Below are 19898 nucleotides of genomic sequence, written 5' to 3' on the forward strand. Positions count from 1 at the left end.
GACACAATCGTGTCAGTCAAAGTGAATTCCCAAGACTTGCCACAAGCAATAAAAAAGCCGGCATCAGCCGGCTTTTTACATACATCAAACAATCAACATCAGCCTGTAACAGCGCCTTTACTTGCAGTCGATGCCAAGGCTGCATATTTTGCCAATACGCCACGTGTATAACGCGGTGCAGGTTGTTTCCAGTTGGTGCGACGACGTGCGATTTCTTCTTCCGATACGTTCAATTGGATCAGCAATTGATGTGCATCGATAGTGACGGAATCGCCCTCTTCGACCAAACCGATGAGACCGCCAACGAACGCTTCTGGTGAGACGTGACCAACGACCATGCCCCAGGTACCACCGGAGAAGCGACCATCGGTAATCAAGCCTACCGATTCACCCAGACCTTGACCGACCAGTGCCGATGTTGGTGCCAACATCTCAGGCATGCCTGGACCACCTTTTGGTCCGAGGTAACGCATGACCAAGACGTCGCCAGCGACGATTTTCTTCGCCATGATCGCGTCCATAGCCGAGTATTCGTCATCGAACACGCGTGCTGGACCAGTGATAACTGGATTTTTCAAACCGGTAATCTTGGCAACGCAACCTTCAGGTGACAGATTGCCTTTCAAAATCGCCAAGTGACCTTGCGCGTACAAAGCTTTGTCGATGGTGTGAATCACATCTTGATCAGCACGTGGCACCGATGGAATATTAGCCAGCGCTTCAGCAACGGTTTGACCGGTAATCGTCATGCAATCACCGTGCAGCAAACCGGCGTCGAGCAATACTTTCATGACTTGTGGAATACCACCAGCTTTATGCAAATCGGTTGCCACGTATTTACCGGATGGCTTCAGATCGCAGATGACTGGTACTTTTTTACGCATGCGTTCGAAGTCGTCGATGGTCCAATCGATTTCTGCAGCGTGTGCAATTGCGAGGAAGTGCAAGACCGCATTGGTCGAGCCGCCGGTTGCCATGATGACGGCAACTGCATTTTCGATAGCTTTGCGCGTCACGATATCGCGTGGCTTCAAGTCGTTCTTGATCGCTTGGATCAGCACGCGCGCGGATTCCGCTGCGGAGCCAACTTTTTCATCGTCAGGATTCGCCATGGTCGATGAGTAAGGCAATGCCAGACCCAATGCTTCAAACGAAGACGACATGGTGTTCGCAGTGTACATACCGCCGCAGGAACCAGCCGATGGGCAGGCATTGCGTTCGATACCGTCGAAATCTTCTTGCGACATACGACCAGCAGTAAATTCACCAACAGCTTCAAATGCTGAAACGATGGTCAGGTCTTTACCTTTCCAGTTACCCGGTTTGATGGTGCCGCCGTAAACATAGATACTAGGCACGTTGGTGCGCAGCATCGCGATCATGCCGCCTGGCATATTCTTGTCGCAACCACCGATGACCAACACGCCGTCCATCCATTGGCCGTTGACTGCGGTTTCGATACAGTCGGCGATGACTTCGCGCGAAATCAGCGAATACTTCATGCCTTCCGTACCCATGGACATACCGTCGGAAATCGTCGGTGTGCCGAATACTTGTGGATTGCCGCCTTCATCCTTGATGGTTTTGATGGCGATATCTGCCAATTTTTGCAAACCGGAATTACATGGCGTGATCGTCGAGTGACCGTTGGCGACACCGACCATAGGTTTGTCGAAATCTTCCTTTTCGTAGCCCATTGCGTAATACATAGAGCGATTCGGGCTGCGGGAGATACCCTGCGTAATATTTTTCGAGCGGCGATTGAATGCCATGATGACTCCAGAAAGAATGCAAATCGGTACGTTGCAATAAAGGCTGCAACGATTGCCTGCCCGGTAACAGGGCAAATCCTTGAAAAGAGCGCCTAGATTGCCTTGCGTCGAGCCATGTGTCAAATATATGATTCCATCATGATCAATATGTAGAATATATTGATATGAGGTAAATTATCGTTATGAATATCGAATTAAGACAACTACGCCACTTCGTCACCGTCGCCGAGGAAATGCACTTCGGCCGTGCTGCGCTACGCCTGCACATGACGCAACCGCCCTTGTCGCAATCGATACAAGCGCTGGAAGCCATGCTGGGCGTGCAGCTATTCCGCCGCACCAGCCGTAGCGTGGCGCTGACACCGGCCGGCATCGCTCTGCTGCCAGAAGCAAGACGCATCCTGCAACAAACGGCGGCCTTGCCTGATTTGATGCGCCGTGCGGCATCCGGCGCATCCGGCCGCCTGTCTCTGGCATTTGTCTCGACCGCCGATTACAGCGTGTTACCGCCCTTTCTACGCGAATTCCGTGAAGCGTATCCTGCCGTGGAAATCGATCTGCGCGAAGCGACCACTGACATTCAACTGGACGATCTGGCCCAAGGACGCATCGATGTCGGCCTGCTGATTCCACCTTTGCCGGACAAAGCCAAGCTGCAACTGGATTATTTACCGGTTTTATCTGAACCTTTGATTCTGGCTGCACCTAAGGGATTGAAGGCTTTGCGTGGAAAACAGACCGTGGCATTGCAGGCTGTAGCCGAGATGCCATTGATTATTTTCCCGCGACGGATTGCTCCTGCCTTTCATGATGCGATTCTGGCTTGTTATCGCGACGCCGGTTTGACGCCGCATATCGGGCAGGAAGCGATACAGATGCAAACCATCATCGGTTTAGTGTCTGCCGGCATGGGTATCGCGCTTGTGCCACAATCCGTCTCAAACCTAAAACGACCTGGCGTCGACTATAAAGCGCTGGCAAATAAAACGCCTTTAGTCGAAACCGGTTTGGCATGGCGACGCGATAATACGTCGCCGGTGCTGAACGCTTTTCTTGAATTATTGCGAAAGAAATAGAACATGTGGATTCATCCTATGCCCGATCCGATTGCCATTTCAATCGGACCACTCGCCATCCGCTGGTACGGTTTGATGTATTTGGCTGCATTTGCCCAGTTCATCTGGCTGGCACGCATACGCATCAAGCAACCGCATATTGCACGCGCCGGCTGGCGCAAGGAAGACATCGAGGACATGCTGTTCTACGGTGTGCTCGGCGTGGTGATAGGCGGCCGATTGGGCGAAGTTCTGTTTTACGATCCTAGTTATTACTTCTCGAATCCGCTGGAAATCTTCAAGGTATGGAAAGGCGGCATGTCCTTCCACGGTGGCTTCCTCGGCGTACTGTTTGCGATGAGTATTTGGGCGCACAAACAAAAACGCAATGTGCTCGACGTGTGGGATTTCATCGCGCCTATGGTGCCGCTCGGTTATGCCTTTGGTCGTCTCGGCAACTTCATCAATGCAGAATTACCGGGCCGCGTTGCCGATGCATCGCTGCCATGGGCCATGATCTGGCCGAATGTCGATAATCTGCCGCGTCATCCGTCCCCTCTGTATCAAGCCTTGGTCGATGGCGTACTAATGTTTATCCTGCTCTGGCTGTTTGCACGCAAGGAACGTCCACGCATGGCGGTCGGTGGCATGTTCTGCTTGTTATATGGCTCGGCACGTTTCTTCACCGAATACTTCCGCATACCGGATTACGAAGTGCACTTCGCTAATATCACTATCTCTGCCGGACAGATGTTGTCAGTACCGCTGATCGTGTTGGGTATCGTCATGCTGCTGATTGCTTATCGCAAGAAAGCTGCTTAATGACCTTCTCTTATCGATTACAGACTGGCTTATGATTTCCTGGCTCGCATTTACCAAACTCGCTGATACCAACTTCACTCTCCCTCTCGCTGCACTGCTAGCCATCTGGCTGGCTTGTGCACGCGAATGGAAATCAGCCTTCTGGTGGTGCCTGCTGCTTGGATTCGGTCTATTGATCGTTGCGGCGACCAAGATTGCCTATGTCGGTTGGGGTATAGGCATCGCATCTGTCGACTTCAAAGGCTTTAGTGGGCATGCCATGCGCGCTGCCACGATAGCGCCGCCGCTGATCTACATCCTTCTGCAAAGACAGAGACAACAGATCCGTCTGGCTGGCCTGTTATTCGCAATCGGATTCTCTATCGCCATCTGCATCTCACGCTTGGTGCTCGGCGCACATTCAGTCTCCGAAGCTATCAGTGGATTGCTGCTCGGCCTGCTCATCAGTTTTTGTTTTATTTGGACTTGTTCGCAGCGTCCAACAGTTACCTTCGATCGTCGTCTGCTGATCGCAGGTTTGATCTTGCTGTTACCACTTGTAAGTATGGAACCGGCACCGACGGAAAACTGGATACAGCGTGTTGCAGTTGCTCTCGCCGGCAGTGAACATACCAATGACATCATTGAACGCATGCGCGGACATTGATCTAGCCTGACCTCTTCCGCGCACGACTAAAGCTATCTACTTCTGGCACTGCGCAGCTCACCGCTGCGCCAGTTCGCCAGCATGCCAGGCAACATTCTGCGGTAGAGAAAAAACACTATCGCCGCATAACTGACTGCTCCCGCCAACATAGACACCAGCAATACCGATAGCAGCGACAAGCCGCGATCTGCAAGCGCAAGCTGTACCGCGACCACGCACACTGCCATCGTCGCTGTACAGAAAAATGGCGTAGCCAGCGGCTTCAATTGCTGCAGCATCGGAATGCCTGCATATTTACGCAGCAGATAAAGGCCCAACGGATACGTCACTGCAACGCGGCAAGACCATGCCAGGATGATATAGATAGGCGCGTGATTCGCAGTCAGAAAAACCACCGCTATCGTGCAGATACTCGCGAACACACCTGGCATCAGCAAGGCACGCGGATGGCCCAGTGCACGCAGATATGGACTGACGAAAATACGCGTGAAGCTCGTCACCCAAATCAGACACAAGACGACGATCATCGGAATCGCTTCCGACCATTTGTCACCTAGCAGCAGCGGCACCCATTGCTGTGCGGTCAAGGCCAGTCCGATAAAAATCGGCGTCGCCACAAACGCCATGATCTGCGTCACTTGCATGAAGGCACTTTGTAATCGCTCTCTATCCTGCTGCATCGATGAGAACAGCGGCAAGCCGATGCGTCCCGCCACACTACCGACGACATTCGACAAGGCATCACTCGCCTTGAAAGCAACACTCACCAGACCCAGCACATTCAAACCATGGATGGCACCGATCAGCAGATTAAAGCCCCGCGTCAGGAAAGCCCACAACGCTCCTTCGAGCATGACCGGGAAGCCAAATGCGACTAGCTGTTTTGCATGTGGCATGGAGAACCGTCGCTGCGGCCAGCGTTTCTGTCCGCGCCAAAAGATCGCAGTCAAAATCAGATTCTGTACAACACCGGCGATCACTATGCTCCACACACCGAAATGCGCCACTGCCAATCCGATCGCAACCAGGCAATAACTCAAGCGCCCGGCCACAGTACGTCGCGCAATCGCCTTGGTGCGCAACTTGCGATCCAGCATTGCCGACGGCAGCAAGTTCAAACCGGTAAACATGCAGGCTGTACCTTCGATGATCAAAATGGTACCGACCAAAGATTGCTGCATGAAGTAGATGAAGTAAAGACCCACACCGAGGCAAAAAACAAAACCGACTATGCCGAGGCAGACTGATACCCAGAATGCGCTATCGATATGCAGCATATTGATCGGTCGACGCTGTATCAATGCTTCGTTGATGCCGAGTGCGATCACTAGTTGCGTCATCAGGACGATAGCCTGCGCGAAGGCAACGCTGCCGAAGTCAGCTGGCGTCAGCACACGCGTCATGATCGCCAACGTCAGAAAACCGAGCAGACCGACGCCCAGGCTATCGACTATCGCCCATGGCACTACGCGTCGCATGTTCTTCATGGCAATACCGTTCTATGCAACATCACGCTCGTTGATAGACATCGTCAAAACGCACAATGTCATCTTCTCCCAGATAAGCTCCTGATTGCACTTCGATCAGGTGGAGCGGCATCTTGCCCGGATTTTCAAGTCTGTGCGTGGTGCCGATGGGAATGTAGATGGATTCATTTTCAGTCAGCAGCCTGACCGTCTCGCCGCAGGTGATGCGTGCAGTGCCGGTCACAACGACCCAATGCTCTGCGCGATGGTGATGCATCTGCAACGATAGCTTCTCGCCCGGATCAACCGTGATGCGTTTGACCTGGAAACGCTCGCCAGCATCGATACCTTCATAGGAACCCCACGGCCGGTACACACGGGTATGGTTCAGATGTTCGCTGCGTTGCTCCAGTTTCAAGTGATCAACCACATGCTTGACGCGCTGCACCTGATCCTTAGCCACGATCAGGACTGCATCCTTGGTTTCAACCACGATCAGGTTGTCGACACCTATCGCCGCGACGAAGCGGCTCTCGGAGCGGATCAACGTATCTGTCACGCCATCCGTATAGACATCACCGTGCAGAATATTTCCATTTTTATCACCGGGCTGTATTTCTGCCAAAGCCGACCATGAGCCGACATCGCTCCAGCCTATATCGACCGGAATCACCAACGCATGCGCAGTATGTTCCATCACCGCAAAATCAATAGACTCTGCCGGACAAGCCGCATAGGCCGTTTCATCCAGACGGCAAAAGGATAAATCGTTGTACGCATCGTGTACTGCAAGCGCACAACATTGCGCCATCTCCGGCTGCAAGCGCTGCAGCTCGGCCAGATAAGCGGAAGCGCGGAACATGAACATGCCACTATTCCACGAATAATTTTTATCGGCGACGAATTGCTCTGCAGTGGCACGATCCGGTTTCTCGACAAAGCGCTCCACCGAAAAACAGGTATCGGATGCATCTAACGCCGCACCGCGACGTATATAGCCATAACCGGTTTCAGCTGAAGTCGGCACGATGCCGAAAGTCGCCAGTGCGGTAGTGCCGATCGCATCTGCTGCCAGCATCACCGCGAGATGGAAGGCATCCGGATCGCTGATCATGTGATCGGCCGGCAATACCAGCATCACCGCATCAGGATCGACAGCGCTCAGGTAATTGGCCGCAGCTGCAACCGCAGGTGCCGTATTACGTCCTTGCGCTTCCAGCAAGATTGCCGTCGGTGTCACGCCTATCTGGCGCAATTGCTCGGCTACCAGAAAGCGATGATCGTTACCGCATACGATGAGCGGTGGCGCGATACCCTTCCAAGTAGCGACGCGTAATACGGTGTCCTGCAACATCGTGCGCTCGGACACCAGCGGCAGCAATTGCTTGGGCAATGCTGCACGCGATAGCGGCCATAATCGACTACCCGATCCACCAGACAGAATGACTGGATAAATCTTCACACGACACCGGCTAGCTTGCGTGTCTTCACTTCCGGTACGCGTGTTTTACCGCGTCTATCGCGTGCATCGCGCCAGTAGTCTTCCACGCATTCAGAAACATGCTGCATCTTGCCTTCACGACTGACGCAGTAATCCTTGCAAACGACTAGCTCCGACATCTGGGAATGCGGCGACACGCGCGTGTATTCGAACAGCACACTGCGTACCACTTCCGAACCGCTGCATATCTGGCTGCCGTGTCCTATCCAGGTCGGGCCGATGATCGTACTGCCGGCTTCTATCGTGCTGCCAGAGCCGAGATAGACCGGCCCTTCTATTGTCGTGCCTTCCCAATCAATATTGGTGTTGAGACCCACCCACAAACCATCGGCGATCTGCGTGCCCGGCATCGTCATGTGCGCCAGTTCACCCTTCAGCACATTTTGCGATACCGACCAGTAATCTTTCACATTACCGATATCTATCCAGTTGAAGAAACGCTTTTGCGCAAAGAAAGGCACGCCTTTTTCCACCAGCAAGGGAAACAGTTGTGAGCCGATATCGAACTCCACACCGGATGGAATCAGATCCAGCACTTCCGGCTCGAAAATATAAATACCCGTGCTGGCAAGATTCGACAACGCGTCTTCCGGCTTCGGTTTTTCCTGGAATGAAAGCACACGGCCTTCATCATCGGTCACCACCATGCCGTAATCAGACACCTTGGAGCGCTCTACTTCCTTGGTGATGATGCTGACCATCGCGCCTTTTTGTCTGTGCTCGAACAGCGCTGATTTGATATCCAGATCGATGAGTGCATCGCCACAGATGACCAAAGTCGTTTCATCGAAGAAGCCGCCGAACTCCTGTATCTTCTTCAAGCCGCCAGCAGAGCCGATAGGCTTGGGCATCACTTCGCCGTCATCGGTCATATAACCTTCAAACGAATAACCAATCTGCGCACCGAAGCGCTGACCTTCGCCGAAATAGTCTTCTATCTTCTGGTGCAAGTAACTGACGTTGACCATGATCTCGTGTATGCCGTACTTGACCAGATGCTCGACCAGATACTCCATCACCGGCTTGCCCAGTATCGGGATCATCGGCTTGGGCAGCTCATAAGTAAGAGGTTGGACGCGTGTCCCTTTGCCTGCGGCAAGAATCATTGCTTTCATGTTTTCCTTGAACTCACTGATTGAATGTTGATGGGCTTGATAAGAGTCTTAAAAATTCAAGCGAAGGAAAAGCGATCTTCCGACATCGCCTGCCAGCGCCATGAATCTGTACACATCTGTTCTATGCTGCGTTCCGCGCGCCAGTTCAACTCACGCTGCGCGAGCGAAGCATCGGCGAAACACACAGCGATATCGCCGGGCCTACGCGCGACTATGCGATATGGAATCCGTCGCCCGCTCGCCTGTTCAAACGCCTGGATCATTTGCAGCACGCTACTGCCGCAACCGGTACCGAGGTTGTAAGCCATCACGCCGGCCTCCTTGCTCAATAACCTGACTAGTGTCTTGACATGTCCTATCGCCAGATCGACGACATGTATGTAATCGCGCACGCCAGTGCCATCGATCGTCGGATAATCGTCGCCATAGACCGACAGCAACTCGCGTCTGCCGGAAGCAACCTGCGCTACATAAGGAAATAAATTATTCGGGATATCGTTCGGATCTTCACCGATCAAGCCGCTCTCATGCGCACCAGCCGGATTGAAGTAACGCAGCAAGGCGATGCACCATGCTGGATCGGATGTCGCCACATCGCGCAACATTTCTTCGATCATCAATTTGCTGCGACCGTAAGGATTCGTTGCCGCCAATGGGAAGTCTTCGAGTATAGGCACCGTCGCCGGATCGCCATAGACAGTTGCGGAAGAACTGAACACCAGATTCTTCACACCATGCGCAGCCATCACTTGAAACAGGACCAGACTGCCTTCAACGTTGTTGTCGTAATAGCGCAGTGGCTCTGCCACCGATTCACCCACAGCTTTCAGTCCGGCAAAATGTATCACCGCATCAAATTGATATTCAGAAAATACTTGCTCGAGAGATTCTCTGTCACGCAAATCAATTTGTATGAAAGGGAGTGATGTACCTGTAATTGTGGCGACGCGATCCAGCACCGATATTTTGCTGTTGCACAGATTATCGACAACGACCACTTGATAACCCGCTTTGATCAGTTCTACACAAGTATGTGAGCCGATGTAACCAGCTCCTCCTGTTACCAGTATTTGCATTTCATTTATCCAGGAAGCGGCAAGTTTGCACCCTTACAAAGATAGTTGAATGACTACAAAGTTCACTTTTACTTTCGAAGATTTAACGATAAAGATAAAAATTTTTACGCGTAATTTTCATAGGGAAAATTCACACAAATGAAATATTTTTTCTCGGAAATTTATGTCGTTCGAATTTGAAAAATATGCACGGTTTATACAAGCTTCGCGCGCATTTTTTACATGATCAACACGTTGCCAGCACTGTTTGATCGACAGCGACAAGATAATCAGCACAAACCATGCGTAACAAGTGTCTGACATCAGGCTGCACATTGCTCAAAATAAAATCACGATTTATTTTTGATTGATGTCCATACAGCAGCATCAATAGCGCTATGCATGCGCTATCGATCTGTGTCACTGCAGAGAAATCGATACGGATATCGCATCGTGATGCTGTTGCCTCAGAGAACGCCAGTCGCATAGGCGAGAGATTTTCATCTCCCCATGCACCGCTTGCAGTGATCATGCAATGACTGCCATGTTGGATGAGCGCTATCTTCGCCTCTGATATTGCAAGCATGTCTGGCTTGCGTAGACGCAATGCAATCGCACACGGTATGACGTGCAGCGCCATGAGTTTGAGCAGCGCCAAGCCATCATGAAAATAACGCCGCCACAATGCAGGCTCCTCCTTGATGCGCCACAACCATTCGAATCCCAGACGTCTAACCCAGATCGGTGCGCGAACGATGGTTCCAGCGACGAAATTCACCACTGCGCCAAGATGGCTGATGACAGGTACATGCAAAGTAGACAGATTGTGTTCTATCCACGCCTGTCCTTTTTTTGCACCCAACGCTACCACTAGAAAATCCGGCTGGCTGGCATTGATGCGATTGATGATTACGCTACTGCTCATTTGTTCTACGCTACCAAAGCCGGGCGCATCATGACCTACGCAGGTCAGACCAGACGGAATCATATTCAATTTTTCTTCAGCTTTTTCTGCCACGCCATCCGGTCCACCGAAAAAATATACGCGCAGCTTCGTCTTGGTTTGCTCGCGTAATTTTTCAAACAAGCTGGAGCCGGCGACACGTTCACGTACCGGCAAGCCAAGTAGTCGTGCAATCCATACCAGCGGCATGCCATCCACTACCGACAAATCGCTGCGTATTACCGAATCGCGAAAATCCCCTCCGTCCAAACTAGCAACAGCGAAATTCAAATTTGGTGTCGATAGAAAACAGCGCTCGCCGTTTTGTGCAGCGTCTACCACTTTATCTACCGCCTGCTGCATGCTGACCACATCAAACGGCAGGCCGAGTATGCACACTACCTTGCGCTGGAAATCGGTTTTGATCGGGTAGCCAGTCATTGCATCCACATCGAATGACGATATCTGCGCTGTATGATTACTCTGCATCGCGCTTCGCCCTCACCCATTCAAGCTGCCGATTCACAAAGAACTTCATGTACAAAGGAATTTTCCAGAAGGCATAGCCGAGTGCGGAAAACAAATCCTTTAAGCTGAGTACATCTTGAGCAAAGCGTTGCCACGACAACAATATCGCCAATGACAAGGCACCTAGAATCACCGTGCTCAGTAACAATGGAGCCATGAATTTGAAGAGTGCATAGTTCAACAAGGTGATAACAAATGCGGCGAGAGCAAGCAGTGTCAACAAGGCTAGCGGTGGCACGCACATATCCAGCGCCATCGCGAGCAATACACGATTACGTTGAACCATACCTTGCACTAACAAGCGCCAGCCATCACTGATGATCATGCCCATGTGACCATGCTCCCAGCGCGTACGCTGCATGCGCGTCGCTTCTTCACCTATCGGAAAATAACTGATCACGCATGCTTCGGGGCAGAACAAGGGCGCGGCACCGTCTCTCGCCATCTCTATACCCAGTTTCATGTCTTCGGCCAGATGGCCGTTCGCCAGCGATGCATTCGCAATCAAAGCCCACGGAAAAGCCATGCCGGTTCCCATCAACTGACAAGGCAAACCCAGATGATGAAAACCCAGCGGTCTCACCTTGTTCTTAACGATCCAGGCAAACTCGGCGATACGTGTTTTCAATCCGGCGCGTTGTGGTGCACGCATCAGATCCAGCGCCTGTACCGGACGTTGTGCAGACACCGCCAAGCATGCCAGACGCGTGATCGATCCCGGCGTCATCTTGCAATCGGCATCGATGATGATCACTACTTCCGGCGGACTAAGTTCCAACTGACGTACACCGAAATCCAGCGCATAGCCTTTGCCGCGCTCTTCCATATTGTGTCGTTCCAGCACCGGTGCACCTGCTGCCAATGCCAGCGCTGCTGTCTCGTCGGAACAGTTATCAGCAACGACCAGCATTCTGTCGTCTTCACGCAACTGCTCGCGTATGGATGCAATCGTGTCGGCGATACCTTGTGCTTCGTTATGTGCGGGTACCAGAACTGCCACGCTCGGACGTCGTCCCACTTCGATAGACGTGGTCTGTACTCCTCGGTATGCGTATATAGCCTGCACCAGCAAGACTGCAACCGGGATCAACATCAGCGCCAGCAATAACAGCAAAACCATCTGTAATAGCATCATCATCGTTGTGCTCCCAGCAGCCAGCGATCATCGTCCGCAACTTGATAAAACAGTGCGATCAGCTTCGCAGCTTCATGGTCTATATCGTGGCGTGCGAGTACACGCGTGCGCGCACGCGCGCCCATACGAGCGAGTTCATCTGCCGGCGTATTCAGACAGCGTTCCATCGCCGATGCCAGCTCATCTACCGAACCCGGCGGATACAACCAGCCGTTCTCACCCTCAATCACCAGTTCCGGTATGCCGGCTATCCAGGTCGTCAGCACCGGACGCTGTACAGACATCGCTTCCATGATCACGACCGGCAAGCCTTCGGCAAAACTCGCCATCACCAAGGCACGCGCTGCCAGCAGTTCTTGCTTGACTTGTTCGCCGCTGATCCATCCTGTGATGCGCACACGCGAACCCAGCTCATGCTTGGCTATCAATGCCTCCACCTCGGGACGCATCTCGCCATCGCCGGCTAGTACCAGTTCAAAATCTATGCCTTTGCGAACAAGCTGTGCTGCTGCTTCAATCAGGATTTGTTGTCCCTTTTGTTCGCATAAACGACCTACACAAACAAAGCGCGGCCGCTCCGATGCTGTTGTTGCATCGATGCTATAAAAATCAGGATCCACGCCACAATGCACGATGTGCATCTTGGCCCAGTGCGCATACGCAACGCTGCGATACAACTGGCTGCGACAAAAGGAACTGACTGCCGCCACAAAGGTGGCGCGCTTGAGTTTTTCTGACAGACCGATCGCCTCTGCCTTGTCGAATTCTTCCGAACCGTGAATCGTGAGGCTGTAAGGCACGTCGCTCAGTTCGCTCGCCAGCATTGCTACCTCTGCTGAATTGGTACCGAAGTGTGCATGCAGATGCGTCGCCCCCTCGCGCTTGAGCCACAATGCGACGCGACATGCTTCCGCCAGATAGATCAAGTGATAGGGCAAGGAGCGATCCGCGCGTCGGCTCATCTTGCATGCCAGATGCAAACCTTTGAAGAAACGGCTAGGCGTTGACATCACGATTTCCAGAGTCGAACGCAGCAAGCCCGTCAAGCCTTTCTGCAAAACATAGCGGGTACGCTCACGCTCGGTGAAATCTTCTGCATCCACCAGATCGCCATGCCAGCCACGCAAAGCGATTCTTTGCACATTCATGCCCTGACGTTCCAGCGCCAGAATTTCCCGGCGAATAAAACTGTGACTCACCTTGGGATACTGATTGATCAGGTAGGCAACACGTATTGAATTCAAACCACTTCCTTTCGACTATCCATCTCGTACTGCACATCGCTTACTTCTTGTAATCGGATAATTTTGGCCGGCACACCGACCGCAGTCGCACCATCCGGCACATCGCACAAGACCACCGACATCGCGCCTATCCGACAACCGTTACCGATACGCACACCGCCCAGCACCTGTGCATAAGCACCAAAATCGACATCGTCACCAATGACGGGCACAGCACCATCGGCGACGCGATTGCCTATCGTCACGCCTTGTCGCAGCGTGCAGTTCGCTCCTATCTGCACCGCCGGATGTACAAAAATTCCACCGAAGTGCCATATCCGCAAACCCGGCCCTATCACTGCCGATTTCGGCAGGCTGATACCAACCACCGTTTCCACCAAACGAAACCACAACCAGTAAATCGATGTCAGCAAACGTCGCACGATGCCATCAGGACGTTTATCGATGCGCCGCCCGAAGCGATATGTCCACACGGCCCAGATCGACTGCTCCTTTAAAAAGGGACGCGACAAACCATAACGTTGCAAATCCGCCGCCCAATCAGCATCGTGTGACGTGCTGCTCATTAGTCCTGCACCAGCAATTCACCACTCACGGTCGAAGGCACACCGACCGCGCTGATCGCATACACAGTCACAATCGCGTTCTTGTTCGGCCATGCAAAACTTTTGGTTTCACCATTCGTCAATTCGCCGCTATCGAAGTACATAGGCGTACCGGATGGATCACGTACCTGCAGGCGCAGCTTGGCGCCGCCGGTTGTGATCGCCTTCACTCGATATGTCTTCCCTGCTTGCGGCAAGGCCCAGGAAACCGGATGCAAACCACGCGATGAATAATTCACTTGCACTACCGGTGTATCGCTGGCGGGGAAAATCACTGCCTGCTTCCAGGTATCGAAGCTGGCGAGTGGGCTGCCCGATTGCAGCTGCCACGGACCACGCATGGAGAGCAGATTCATTTTTTCCTGCAACACAACAGACTTGCCATTGCCGTCCAGCCACTCCTGTGTAGACACCACAGGCCGCAACGCCGCCCGCATACGCTCCAGATCGTCGGCCACTGATTTATCCCAGCCACCTTTATGCAAATCGAAGCCAGCACCGTTTTCAACATAGATAAAGAACGGGGTACCGAAGTTGCGATCCACAACGTAAGCGCCGTAGGTCTTCAAGGTTTCTGCCACCTTGCGCAAAGCCGGATTGACGATTTTTTGCGTATCGTAAGAAGCCGGCAACATCAGCAAAGCACCCTCCGGAATCTTGCCGGTATTGGTCGTCGCAGCATTGGTATCTGCCGATGTCGCCGGGAATACATAAGTAGGATTGGGCGACAGCGCGTTATACGTCAGTGACAAGGCCAGCGCATGGCGATACATGACGTCACCATCGTTGACTTCATGCTTGCGTATCAAACCACCTGCAGTCGGCACACCGGCCGCACGCGAACCCTGGAAGTAATGCGCAGGATCACCCCAGCCACGACCATCCAACTTGGTCCACGCATATTGCGCTGCTATCCACTTGCCATCCTTCTTTTTGAGTTGCCAGAACGAATGCATGATGCCGGTCACCGGATCGACGATATCGGCATGACCATCGCTGGCCGTCGCTGCTGCAACATCTGCCGGCCAGCGCGGAATCGTCACATCATGAAAGGTAGACGCATCCGGGTCCCACAAACCTTTGGTGTTCGGCAAGCCGCTTACCGTAACCGCACTGTCATTCGCACTGGCGAGAAAGACACCGGTCGACCATTCACCACCTGCCACGCCGGGAAAGTAAGTCGATTTTGGAATCACGAAATCGCCCAATGCAGGCGCAACCGGACGACTATTCCACGGCGACGTCGCCGCAAACGGTTTTCGATAAGTACCCCAGCCATCCGCCGCCTGCGCTGGTGCGCTGGCAATCAGTATCGTTGCGAACAAACCAAAAGCAGAAATCATGGCGGTTTTCGGATAACGACTATGCATGTTTGATTTCCTTATTTGATATCAGGCTGTTTTAAATCTCAGTTTCTTTGCCAGCGTCTTGCCACTCGCGATCCACCAATGCTCGTAATAGAAGGTGGAAATATGCGCAAGAATGAACAAGACGATGAACAGCAAAGGACGCTTCAAATACTTGACCACCACATCGCCACTGCCTAACCAGGTACCAGCCAGCAAGGGATGAATCACATACAGCGCGTATGAAATGGTCGCCAGATAAACCAGTACGCGGTGATTCAACAGAGTAGCTATCGTGCTTTCCTGATTCACGATCGTTGTACCGACCAGCAAGGCTGCGAGATATGGGCGCAGATAATTCAGCGCTGCACCTTGTTCATGACAGGAAACCAGCAGCAACAGCAACAGCGGCCATTGCGGAATCTTTTTAAGAAATGCCAGCAGGCGCAAATCAACGCGTTGATGAACTATCAGTGCCAGTGTGCAGCCGGCCAGAATTTCATCCATGCGGTAATAACTGATACTAGATGCATACACGCCATCTGCCACACGCAGCATGGTGAACATCAAGGCCATGACAGGCAGAGCGAGCAGACTGCGTACGCCGAACAAGGCAAACATCAAGGCGATGCCCACATAGAACTGCATCTCCATGCACAAGCTCCAGATGTGATCCGTTAGCGTGACCAGATGCTTGGGTGGAAGATTGGCGTAGAAGAAATAATGAGCAAACCATGTTTCTGAAGATGCGCCAGCTATCGCCAATGCAATTGCCAGATACAACCAGGCCAGAGGAATGATGCGGAAAAACCGTCGCACCACAAAATCGGATACCGGCGGATTCTTCAACAGGAAGGATGTGATCAGAAAACCCGATAGCGTAAAAAACAATGCCATCCCCAACAATCCGAACATCGAATTCAACTGCAAGACCTTGGGCCCCATAGGCAGCAAGTGCGCCGCCAGCACGCATAGAATGCTGATGCCGCGCCAGCCATCCAACACTTCCAGACGTTGAGTGCTACTCATAGCGGCCTCGTGCCTGTACGGGAGGCTCATTACGGCGCGCATGCTTGCTAGCGATAGACGGCACTGTCATTGCTACCAATGCACAACCAGCACCTACGACAAACCAGAAATACCAGTTGAAGACCAGATAGCCGAACATATTGTCCGAAGACGAGACAACCAGATAAACAATCACTATAGAAATCGTGATGAATGCAGCCAGCTTGTCGATACGCGCCAGTGATTTGAGTATCACCACCATGCGTGCATACAGGAAGAGATAAGCACACAGGCCAATCACACCCGCATCGAAGAACCATTGCACATACACATTGTGCGCACCCCAGCTAATCTTGTTGGCAGCCGAGAAGAAGGTTTGCGAGAAATGGCGAAACCCCTCCAGACCATAACCGAACAGATAATGACTAGGTCGCATCCACTGCAAGCCGCTTTCCCAGATCGAAAGTCGCCATGCAAACGAATTCAATTTGGCATAGCCCACCGCTTCCGTGCCACTACCGAGATCAAGCAGACGGTCGCGGATTTCCGGCACCAGCAAAGCCACTACCGGCAACAGCATCAGATACAGCAGATAGCGTCTTTCGAAGAACAGTGCATAACCGATAAATACGAACAGGCAGGCGATCCACGCGCTACGCGTCTGCGTCAACACCAGCAGTGCCAGCAGGTATACAAAATAAAGCGTCAGCACGACACGTGTACCGCTACTGAGTTGTGTCGCCTTGTCCTTGAGCGTGAACAAGGTCAAAGGAATAATCAGCATCAGATAGAACGCAAAGATATTCGGATGCGTGAAAGTCGATTGCAGACGGAATCCTTCCGGCCCGCCGGCTCTGCCATTCAGTGCAATATCGACTAGGGAATAAATTGCCGGCAAGACGGATGACCACAGCACCAGCTTGACGCAATGTCTGAAGTCTTTCGCCGATCGCACGAAATAGAAGGCGCTGACGAACACAGCGAAATAAGACAGCAAGGTCAGATAAGTGCGGATCGCATCGCCTTTTTCCGGTGAGATCACCAAACCGAAGAATGCGACCAACAGGAATGGCAACCATGCCATAGCCATTTTCTTCGGCAGGTAGGATGGCTTCTCTATGACCAGTATGCAAGCCAGCAGAATCACGCACAGATTAATGACACCACCCAAGCCGGTTGTATAAGCACCGATGGAAAAACGTGTCGAGTCGAGTATCACATCGCCGGCCGATCTGAAAACGATAATCAGCGTCAGCAACAACATGCGATTGAATAACAAGAGAAAACCGAATAACAGAAACGCGGGCAGCGCCAGCAAGCGTGCCAGCTTGTAATCCATCACATCCGCATAGAAAGGCACGACGATACCGGCCACCAAGGCAAGTAGCACAACTGCCAGCACCGCATATTTATCGCTGCTTCCCGGAAGCCAGCGCGTATGCACAGTGTCTGTATTCATGGTCGGCTCACCCAGCATGCGACGACTCCTGACGCTGAATGAACAGCGCATGCACACAGGACATATCGCGATAGATGATGAAATCCATGCTTGTTACGCCGCCAACTCTTGCGCGACGCTCATGCTGGTTTTGCCGGGAAAGCGACGGATCAACCACGAGCGGATCGCATTCCATTCTCCGGTTTCCGGTGCATTCCGCGACTGGAACTGGAAGTAGCGCCACAGCAGGCGCGCATCCTGACGCGTCGATGCCGCCTTGCGGAATATCAGCTCGCGCTCCAATTCATCGGATGCGCCCAAGCCGCGTCGCAGCGTGTAAGCCATCTGCTCAAACTCATCGGAAAAATCAGTTTGCCCGGCAACATCAAACAGAATGCCGCCGTGATTGCAAAAAGGAGCAGGATCGAAGTAAGGCAAGTCGTGCATGGTGCAAAAGGAACGCGTCAGATAACGCGATATCGTCAGTGATACTTCTACCTGTTCACGGAAGCGCGTTGCACTGACGTTGCTGCCGTGCCAGCGGTATTGAATCAGTTGCGACGGTACATTGCTGCATTTACCCAGGATCGCCAGTTGCCCGAACATGAAGTAATCCTCGGCCAGGCTGTTGACCTCAAGACGTTTGTCGGCAGACATCACATTCAAGAAATCAACGCCGTAACGCACACCCAGATTTTTTACCGCAGAAAAATCCATCATCGCTGCCGGATGGGTAATCGGGTTACGGAAGAAGCTGGCAGCAGCAACGCGATGACGACCAATAGGCATCTTGATGTTGCCGGTCACAAGACCTGCGCCGTCGATCACGGCAGATTGCCCGCTGATGGCTATACATTCTGGCTGCCGCTTGAATGCAGCCAGTACAACGTCCATCCTGTCGGGGAAACACACATCGTCGGCATCGTGGCGCATTACGTATTTGCAATCGCTGATATCCAGACCGCGATTAAGCAAGCCGGCCAGCCCTTCCGCATCGGGAAAGCTGTACACATCTATACGCGGATCGCGCTGATGGTAATCTTCGGCCAATTCCAGGCTGCCATCGGTAGAACCATGATCCAGCACCAGCACACGCCAATCCTTGAACGTCTGCATGCAAATGCTATCCAGCGATGCCGCCAGATAATCGATGCCATTCTTGACTGGTAGTAAAACATCTATCGTCGCCAAAATAATGCTCCCTTAAATGACTGCCGACATCGCGTCGGAGCGTGCAATGTGTATTTCTCTATTGGGCTTCTGCAAGGTGACCTGCTCGCTACCGCTCGTCCACGCCTCGACGTAACGGGAATTTTTTCCATAGCTGTTGTCGAGCACGATATTTTTCCGGCGCAGCAAACAAGCCAGAATGTGGCCGTGCAAACGGTCGGTGACGATCAGATCGTGACGCGCAAATAGCTGCGCAGCATCTGTCACCAACCGTGCGGAATACGCTATCCACAGTCGCACCAGCATCCTGTTGGCATAACGTCCCATGCCTCTGCGGAAGAAAGCACCGATCGCACGCCGGAACAGATTGATGTTCTCTTCGCGTGCACCAACGAATTCAGGCCAGTCGGTTACTGTCGCTACATCGATATCCGGCAATGCATCCTGAGCGCCGCCTTCATCATCAACACGACTGATACGCAATGTTTGTTGTGATGGATGGTTCACAGCTGCGCTCATCGGATAAAGTTGATGCGCCATATCCGGCAACAGATAAACGTGGTCTGTAAATTCCTGCGCCATCTTGAAGGAAACATGGTCACGTACACAGATGTGCACATCGCCATGCGTGCGAAACAGTTTTGCCGAAGCGGCCATCTTTTCTTTCGAAGAGAAATGCAGCGACTGCGGCAACACAATGATGCGGTTGCGCTTTTGTGTCTGCACGATGTTTTCGCGCAGGTTTTGGAAATAAGGATAAAGGTCGCCGAAGTTACCGCCACCGTGAAACACAATCACATCGTCACGCGCTATCCATCGCGTGTCGTATGCAAAGTAAGGTGCGATCAGCTTGGGCACCAAACCTTTCTTGTGAAAAAAAGCCAACGTACCATGCATGATCAACAGATCACCGACATTACCGTGCGTCGGAATATCCACGTAATGAAATGGCGCATCACCAATCAGATCAACCAGCACATCGTGCTTGCTCATCAAATCCATGCACAGTTCTTCGTGTCTCTTGTCAGGCTGCATGCGGTCTCGTCAAA

At 52.4% G+C, this 19898-nt stretch carries 17 protein-coding genes; 3 read left to right on the forward strand and 14 right to left on the reverse strand.

The window, feature by feature from the left end:
- Nucleotides 1-98 precede the first annotated feature (98 nt).
- A complete protein-coding gene (ilvD, locus tag BQ6873_RS08265; RefSeq protein WP_076592224.1) occupies nt 99-1772 on the reverse strand; it encodes a dihydroxy-acid dehydratase in 1674 nt (557 codons plus the stop codon).
- A 182-nt stretch (nt 1773-1954) separates the two neighbouring features.
- On the opposite strand from ilvD, the gene BQ6873_RS08270 reads away from it, so the two are divergent.
- Genes BQ6873_RS08270 through BQ6873_RS08280 form a run of 3 tightly spaced genes read left to right on the forward strand, consistent with a single transcriptional unit; the run spans nt 1955 to nt 4295 of the window.
- Nucleotides 1955-2848 carry a LysR substrate-binding domain-containing protein gene (locus BQ6873_RS08270; RefSeq protein WP_076592225.1) on the forward strand — a complete coding sequence of 298 codons (894 nt, stop codon included), beginning with the start codon at nt 1955-1957 and terminating at the stop codon, nt 2846-2848.
- Between the two features lie 3 nt (nt 2849-2851).
- On the forward strand, nt 2852-3649 hold the full coding sequence (lgt, locus tag BQ6873_RS08275; RefSeq protein ID WP_076592226.1) for a prolipoprotein diacylglyceryl transferase: 798 nt from the start codon (nt 2852-2854) through the stop codon (nt 3647-3649).
- 31 nt (nt 3650-3680) lie between these two features.
- Nucleotides 3681-4295: a phosphatase PAP2 family protein gene (locus tag BQ6873_RS08280; protein WP_076592227.1), complete on the forward strand. Its 615-nt coding sequence runs from the start codon at nt 3681-3683 to the stop codon at nt 4293-4295.
- A 32-nt stretch (nt 4296-4327) separates the two neighbouring features.
- On the opposite strand, the gene BQ6873_RS08285 is transcribed toward BQ6873_RS08280, so the two are convergent.
- The 13 genes from BQ6873_RS08285 to BQ6873_RS08345 form a co-directional block, all read right to left on the reverse strand.
- The gene (locus tag BQ6873_RS08285; RefSeq protein WP_076592228.1) at nt 4328-5782 is read right to left on the reverse strand and encodes a lipopolysaccharide biosynthesis protein; all 1455 of its coding nucleotides are present in this window, start codon (nt 5780-5782) and stop codon (nt 4328-4330) included.
- 22 nt (nt 5783-5804) lie between these two features.
- Nucleotides 5805-7223, reverse strand: a complete 1419-nt coding sequence (locus BQ6873_RS08290; RefSeq protein ID WP_076592229.1) for a mannose-1-phosphate guanylyltransferase/mannose-6-phosphate isomerase — start codon at nt 7221-7223, stop codon at nt 5805-5807.
- Nucleotides 7220-8377 carry a sugar phosphate nucleotidyltransferase gene (locus BQ6873_RS08295; RefSeq protein WP_173830590.1) on the reverse strand — a complete coding sequence of 386 codons (1158 nt, stop codon included), beginning with the start codon at nt 8375-8377 and terminating at the stop codon, nt 7220-7222. The genes BQ6873_RS08290 and BQ6873_RS08295 overlap by 4 nt, the downstream gene beginning before the upstream one ends.
- Before the next feature lie 56 nt (nt 8378-8433).
- Complete coding sequence (gene galE, locus BQ6873_RS08300; protein ID WP_076592230.1) at nt 8434-9453, reverse strand: UDP-glucose 4-epimerase GalE; 1020 nt, start codon at nt 9451-9453, stop codon at nt 8434-8436.
- Nucleotides 9454-9679: 226 nt separating this feature from the next.
- Nucleotides 9680-10864, reverse strand: coding sequence for a WecB/TagA/CpsF family glycosyltransferase (locus BQ6873_RS08305; RefSeq protein ID WP_083664425.1), 1185 nt, complete (start codon nt 10862-10864; stop codon nt 9680-9682).
- Nucleotides 10854-12041, reverse strand: coding sequence for a glycosyltransferase family 2 protein (locus BQ6873_RS08310; protein WP_076592231.1), 1188 nt, complete (start codon nt 12039-12041; stop codon nt 10854-10856). The genes BQ6873_RS08305 and BQ6873_RS08310 overlap by 11 nt, the downstream gene beginning before the upstream one ends.
- The gene (locus tag BQ6873_RS08315) at nt 12038-13282 is read right to left on the reverse strand and encodes a glycosyltransferase family 4 protein (RefSeq protein ID WP_197685174.1); all 1245 of its coding nucleotides are present in this window, start codon (nt 13280-13282) and stop codon (nt 12038-12040) included. Before BQ6873_RS08315 ends, BQ6873_RS08310 begins: the two co-directional genes overlap by 4 nt.
- The gene (locus BQ6873_RS08320; protein WP_076592232.1) at nt 13279-13848 is read right to left on the reverse strand and encodes a serine O-acetyltransferase; all 570 of its coding nucleotides are present in this window, start codon (nt 13846-13848) and stop codon (nt 13279-13281) included. Before BQ6873_RS08320 ends, BQ6873_RS08315 begins: the two co-directional genes overlap by 4 nt.
- The gene (locus BQ6873_RS08325) at nt 13848-15257 is read right to left on the reverse strand and encodes an Atrophin-1 multi-domain protein (RefSeq protein ID WP_083664426.1); all 1410 of its coding nucleotides are present in this window, start codon (nt 15255-15257) and stop codon (nt 13848-13850) included. Before BQ6873_RS08325 ends, BQ6873_RS08320 begins: the two co-directional genes overlap by 1 nt.
- A 21-nt stretch (nt 15258-15278) precedes the next feature.
- Complete coding sequence (locus tag BQ6873_RS08330) at nt 15279-16262, reverse strand: acyltransferase family protein (RefSeq protein ID WP_076592233.1); 984 nt, start codon at nt 16260-16262, stop codon at nt 15279-15281.
- A complete protein-coding gene (locus BQ6873_RS08335; RefSeq protein ID WP_076594024.1) occupies nt 16255-17700 on the reverse strand; it encodes an O-antigen ligase family protein in 1446 nt (481 codons plus the stop codon). Before BQ6873_RS08335 ends, BQ6873_RS08330 begins: the two co-directional genes overlap by 8 nt.
- Nucleotides 17701-17793: 93 nt before the next feature.
- Nucleotides 17794-18870, reverse strand: a complete 1077-nt coding sequence (locus BQ6873_RS08340; protein ID WP_076592234.1) for a glycosyltransferase family A protein — start codon at nt 18868-18870, stop codon at nt 17794-17796.
- A 12-nt stretch (nt 18871-18882) separates the two neighbouring features.
- Nucleotides 18883-19884 (reverse strand): polysaccharide pyruvyl transferase family protein, encoded by a 1002-nt coding sequence (locus BQ6873_RS08345; protein ID WP_076592235.1) that lies wholly within the window; start codon nt 19882-19884, stop codon nt 18883-18885.
- Between the last annotated feature and the right edge of the window lie 14 nt (nt 19885-19898).

Source organism: Herminiimonas arsenitoxidans, assembly GCF_900130075.1.
GTDB classification, from domain to species: domain Bacteria; phylum Pseudomonadota; class Gammaproteobacteria; order Burkholderiales; family Burkholderiaceae_D; genus Oxalicibacterium; species Oxalicibacterium arsenitoxidans.

Coding starts and splice junctions, on each gene's coding strand:
- ilvD (WP_076592224.1), bottom strand. CDS start 1,772: ATGGCATTCAATCGCCGCTCGAAAAATATTACGCAGGGTATCTCCCGC.
- BQ6873_RS08270 (WP_076592225.1), top strand. CDS start 1,955: ATGAATATCGAATTAAGACAACTACGCCACTTCGTCACCGTCGCCGAG.
- lgt (WP_076592226.1), top strand. CDS start 2,852: ATGTGGATTCATCCTATGCCCGATCCGATTGCCATTTCAATCGGACCA.
- BQ6873_RS08280 (WP_076592227.1), top strand. CDS start 3,681: ATGATTTCCTGGCTCGCATTTACCAAACTCGCTGATACCAACTTCACT.
- BQ6873_RS08285 (WP_076592228.1), bottom strand. CDS start 5,782: ATGAAGAACATGCGACGCGTAGTGCCATGGGCGATAGTCGATAGCCTG.
- BQ6873_RS08295 (WP_173830590.1), bottom strand. CDS start 8,377: ATGAAAGCAATGATTCTTGCCGCAGGCAAAGGGACACGCGTCCAACCT.
- galE (WP_076592230.1), bottom strand. CDS start 9,453: ATGCAAATACTGGTAACAGGAGGAGCTGGTTACATCGGCTCACATACT.
- BQ6873_RS08305 (WP_083664425.1), bottom strand. CDS start 10,864: ATGCAGAGTAATCATACAGCGCAGATATCGTCATTCGATGTGGATGCA.
- BQ6873_RS08310 (WP_076592231.1), bottom strand. CDS start 12,041: ATGATGATGCTATTACAGATGGTTTTGCTGTTATTGCTGGCGCTGATG.
- BQ6873_RS08320 (WP_076592232.1), bottom strand. CDS start 13,848: ATGAGCAGCACGTCACACGATGCTGATTGGGCGGCGGATTTGCAACGT.
- BQ6873_RS08325 (WP_083664426.1), bottom strand. CDS start 15,257: ATGCATAGTCGTTATCCGAAAACCGCCATGATTTCTGCTTTTGGTTTG.
- BQ6873_RS08330 (WP_076592233.1), bottom strand. CDS start 16,262: ATGAGTAGCACTCAACGTCTGGAAGTGTTGGATGGCTGGCGCGGCATC.
- BQ6873_RS08335 (WP_076594024.1), bottom strand. CDS start 17,700: ATGAATACAGACACTGTGCATACGCGCTGGCTTCCGGGAAGCAGCGAT.
- BQ6873_RS08345 (WP_076592235.1), bottom strand. CDS start 19,884: ATGCAGCCTGACAAGAGACACGAAGAACTGTGCATGGATTTGATGAGC.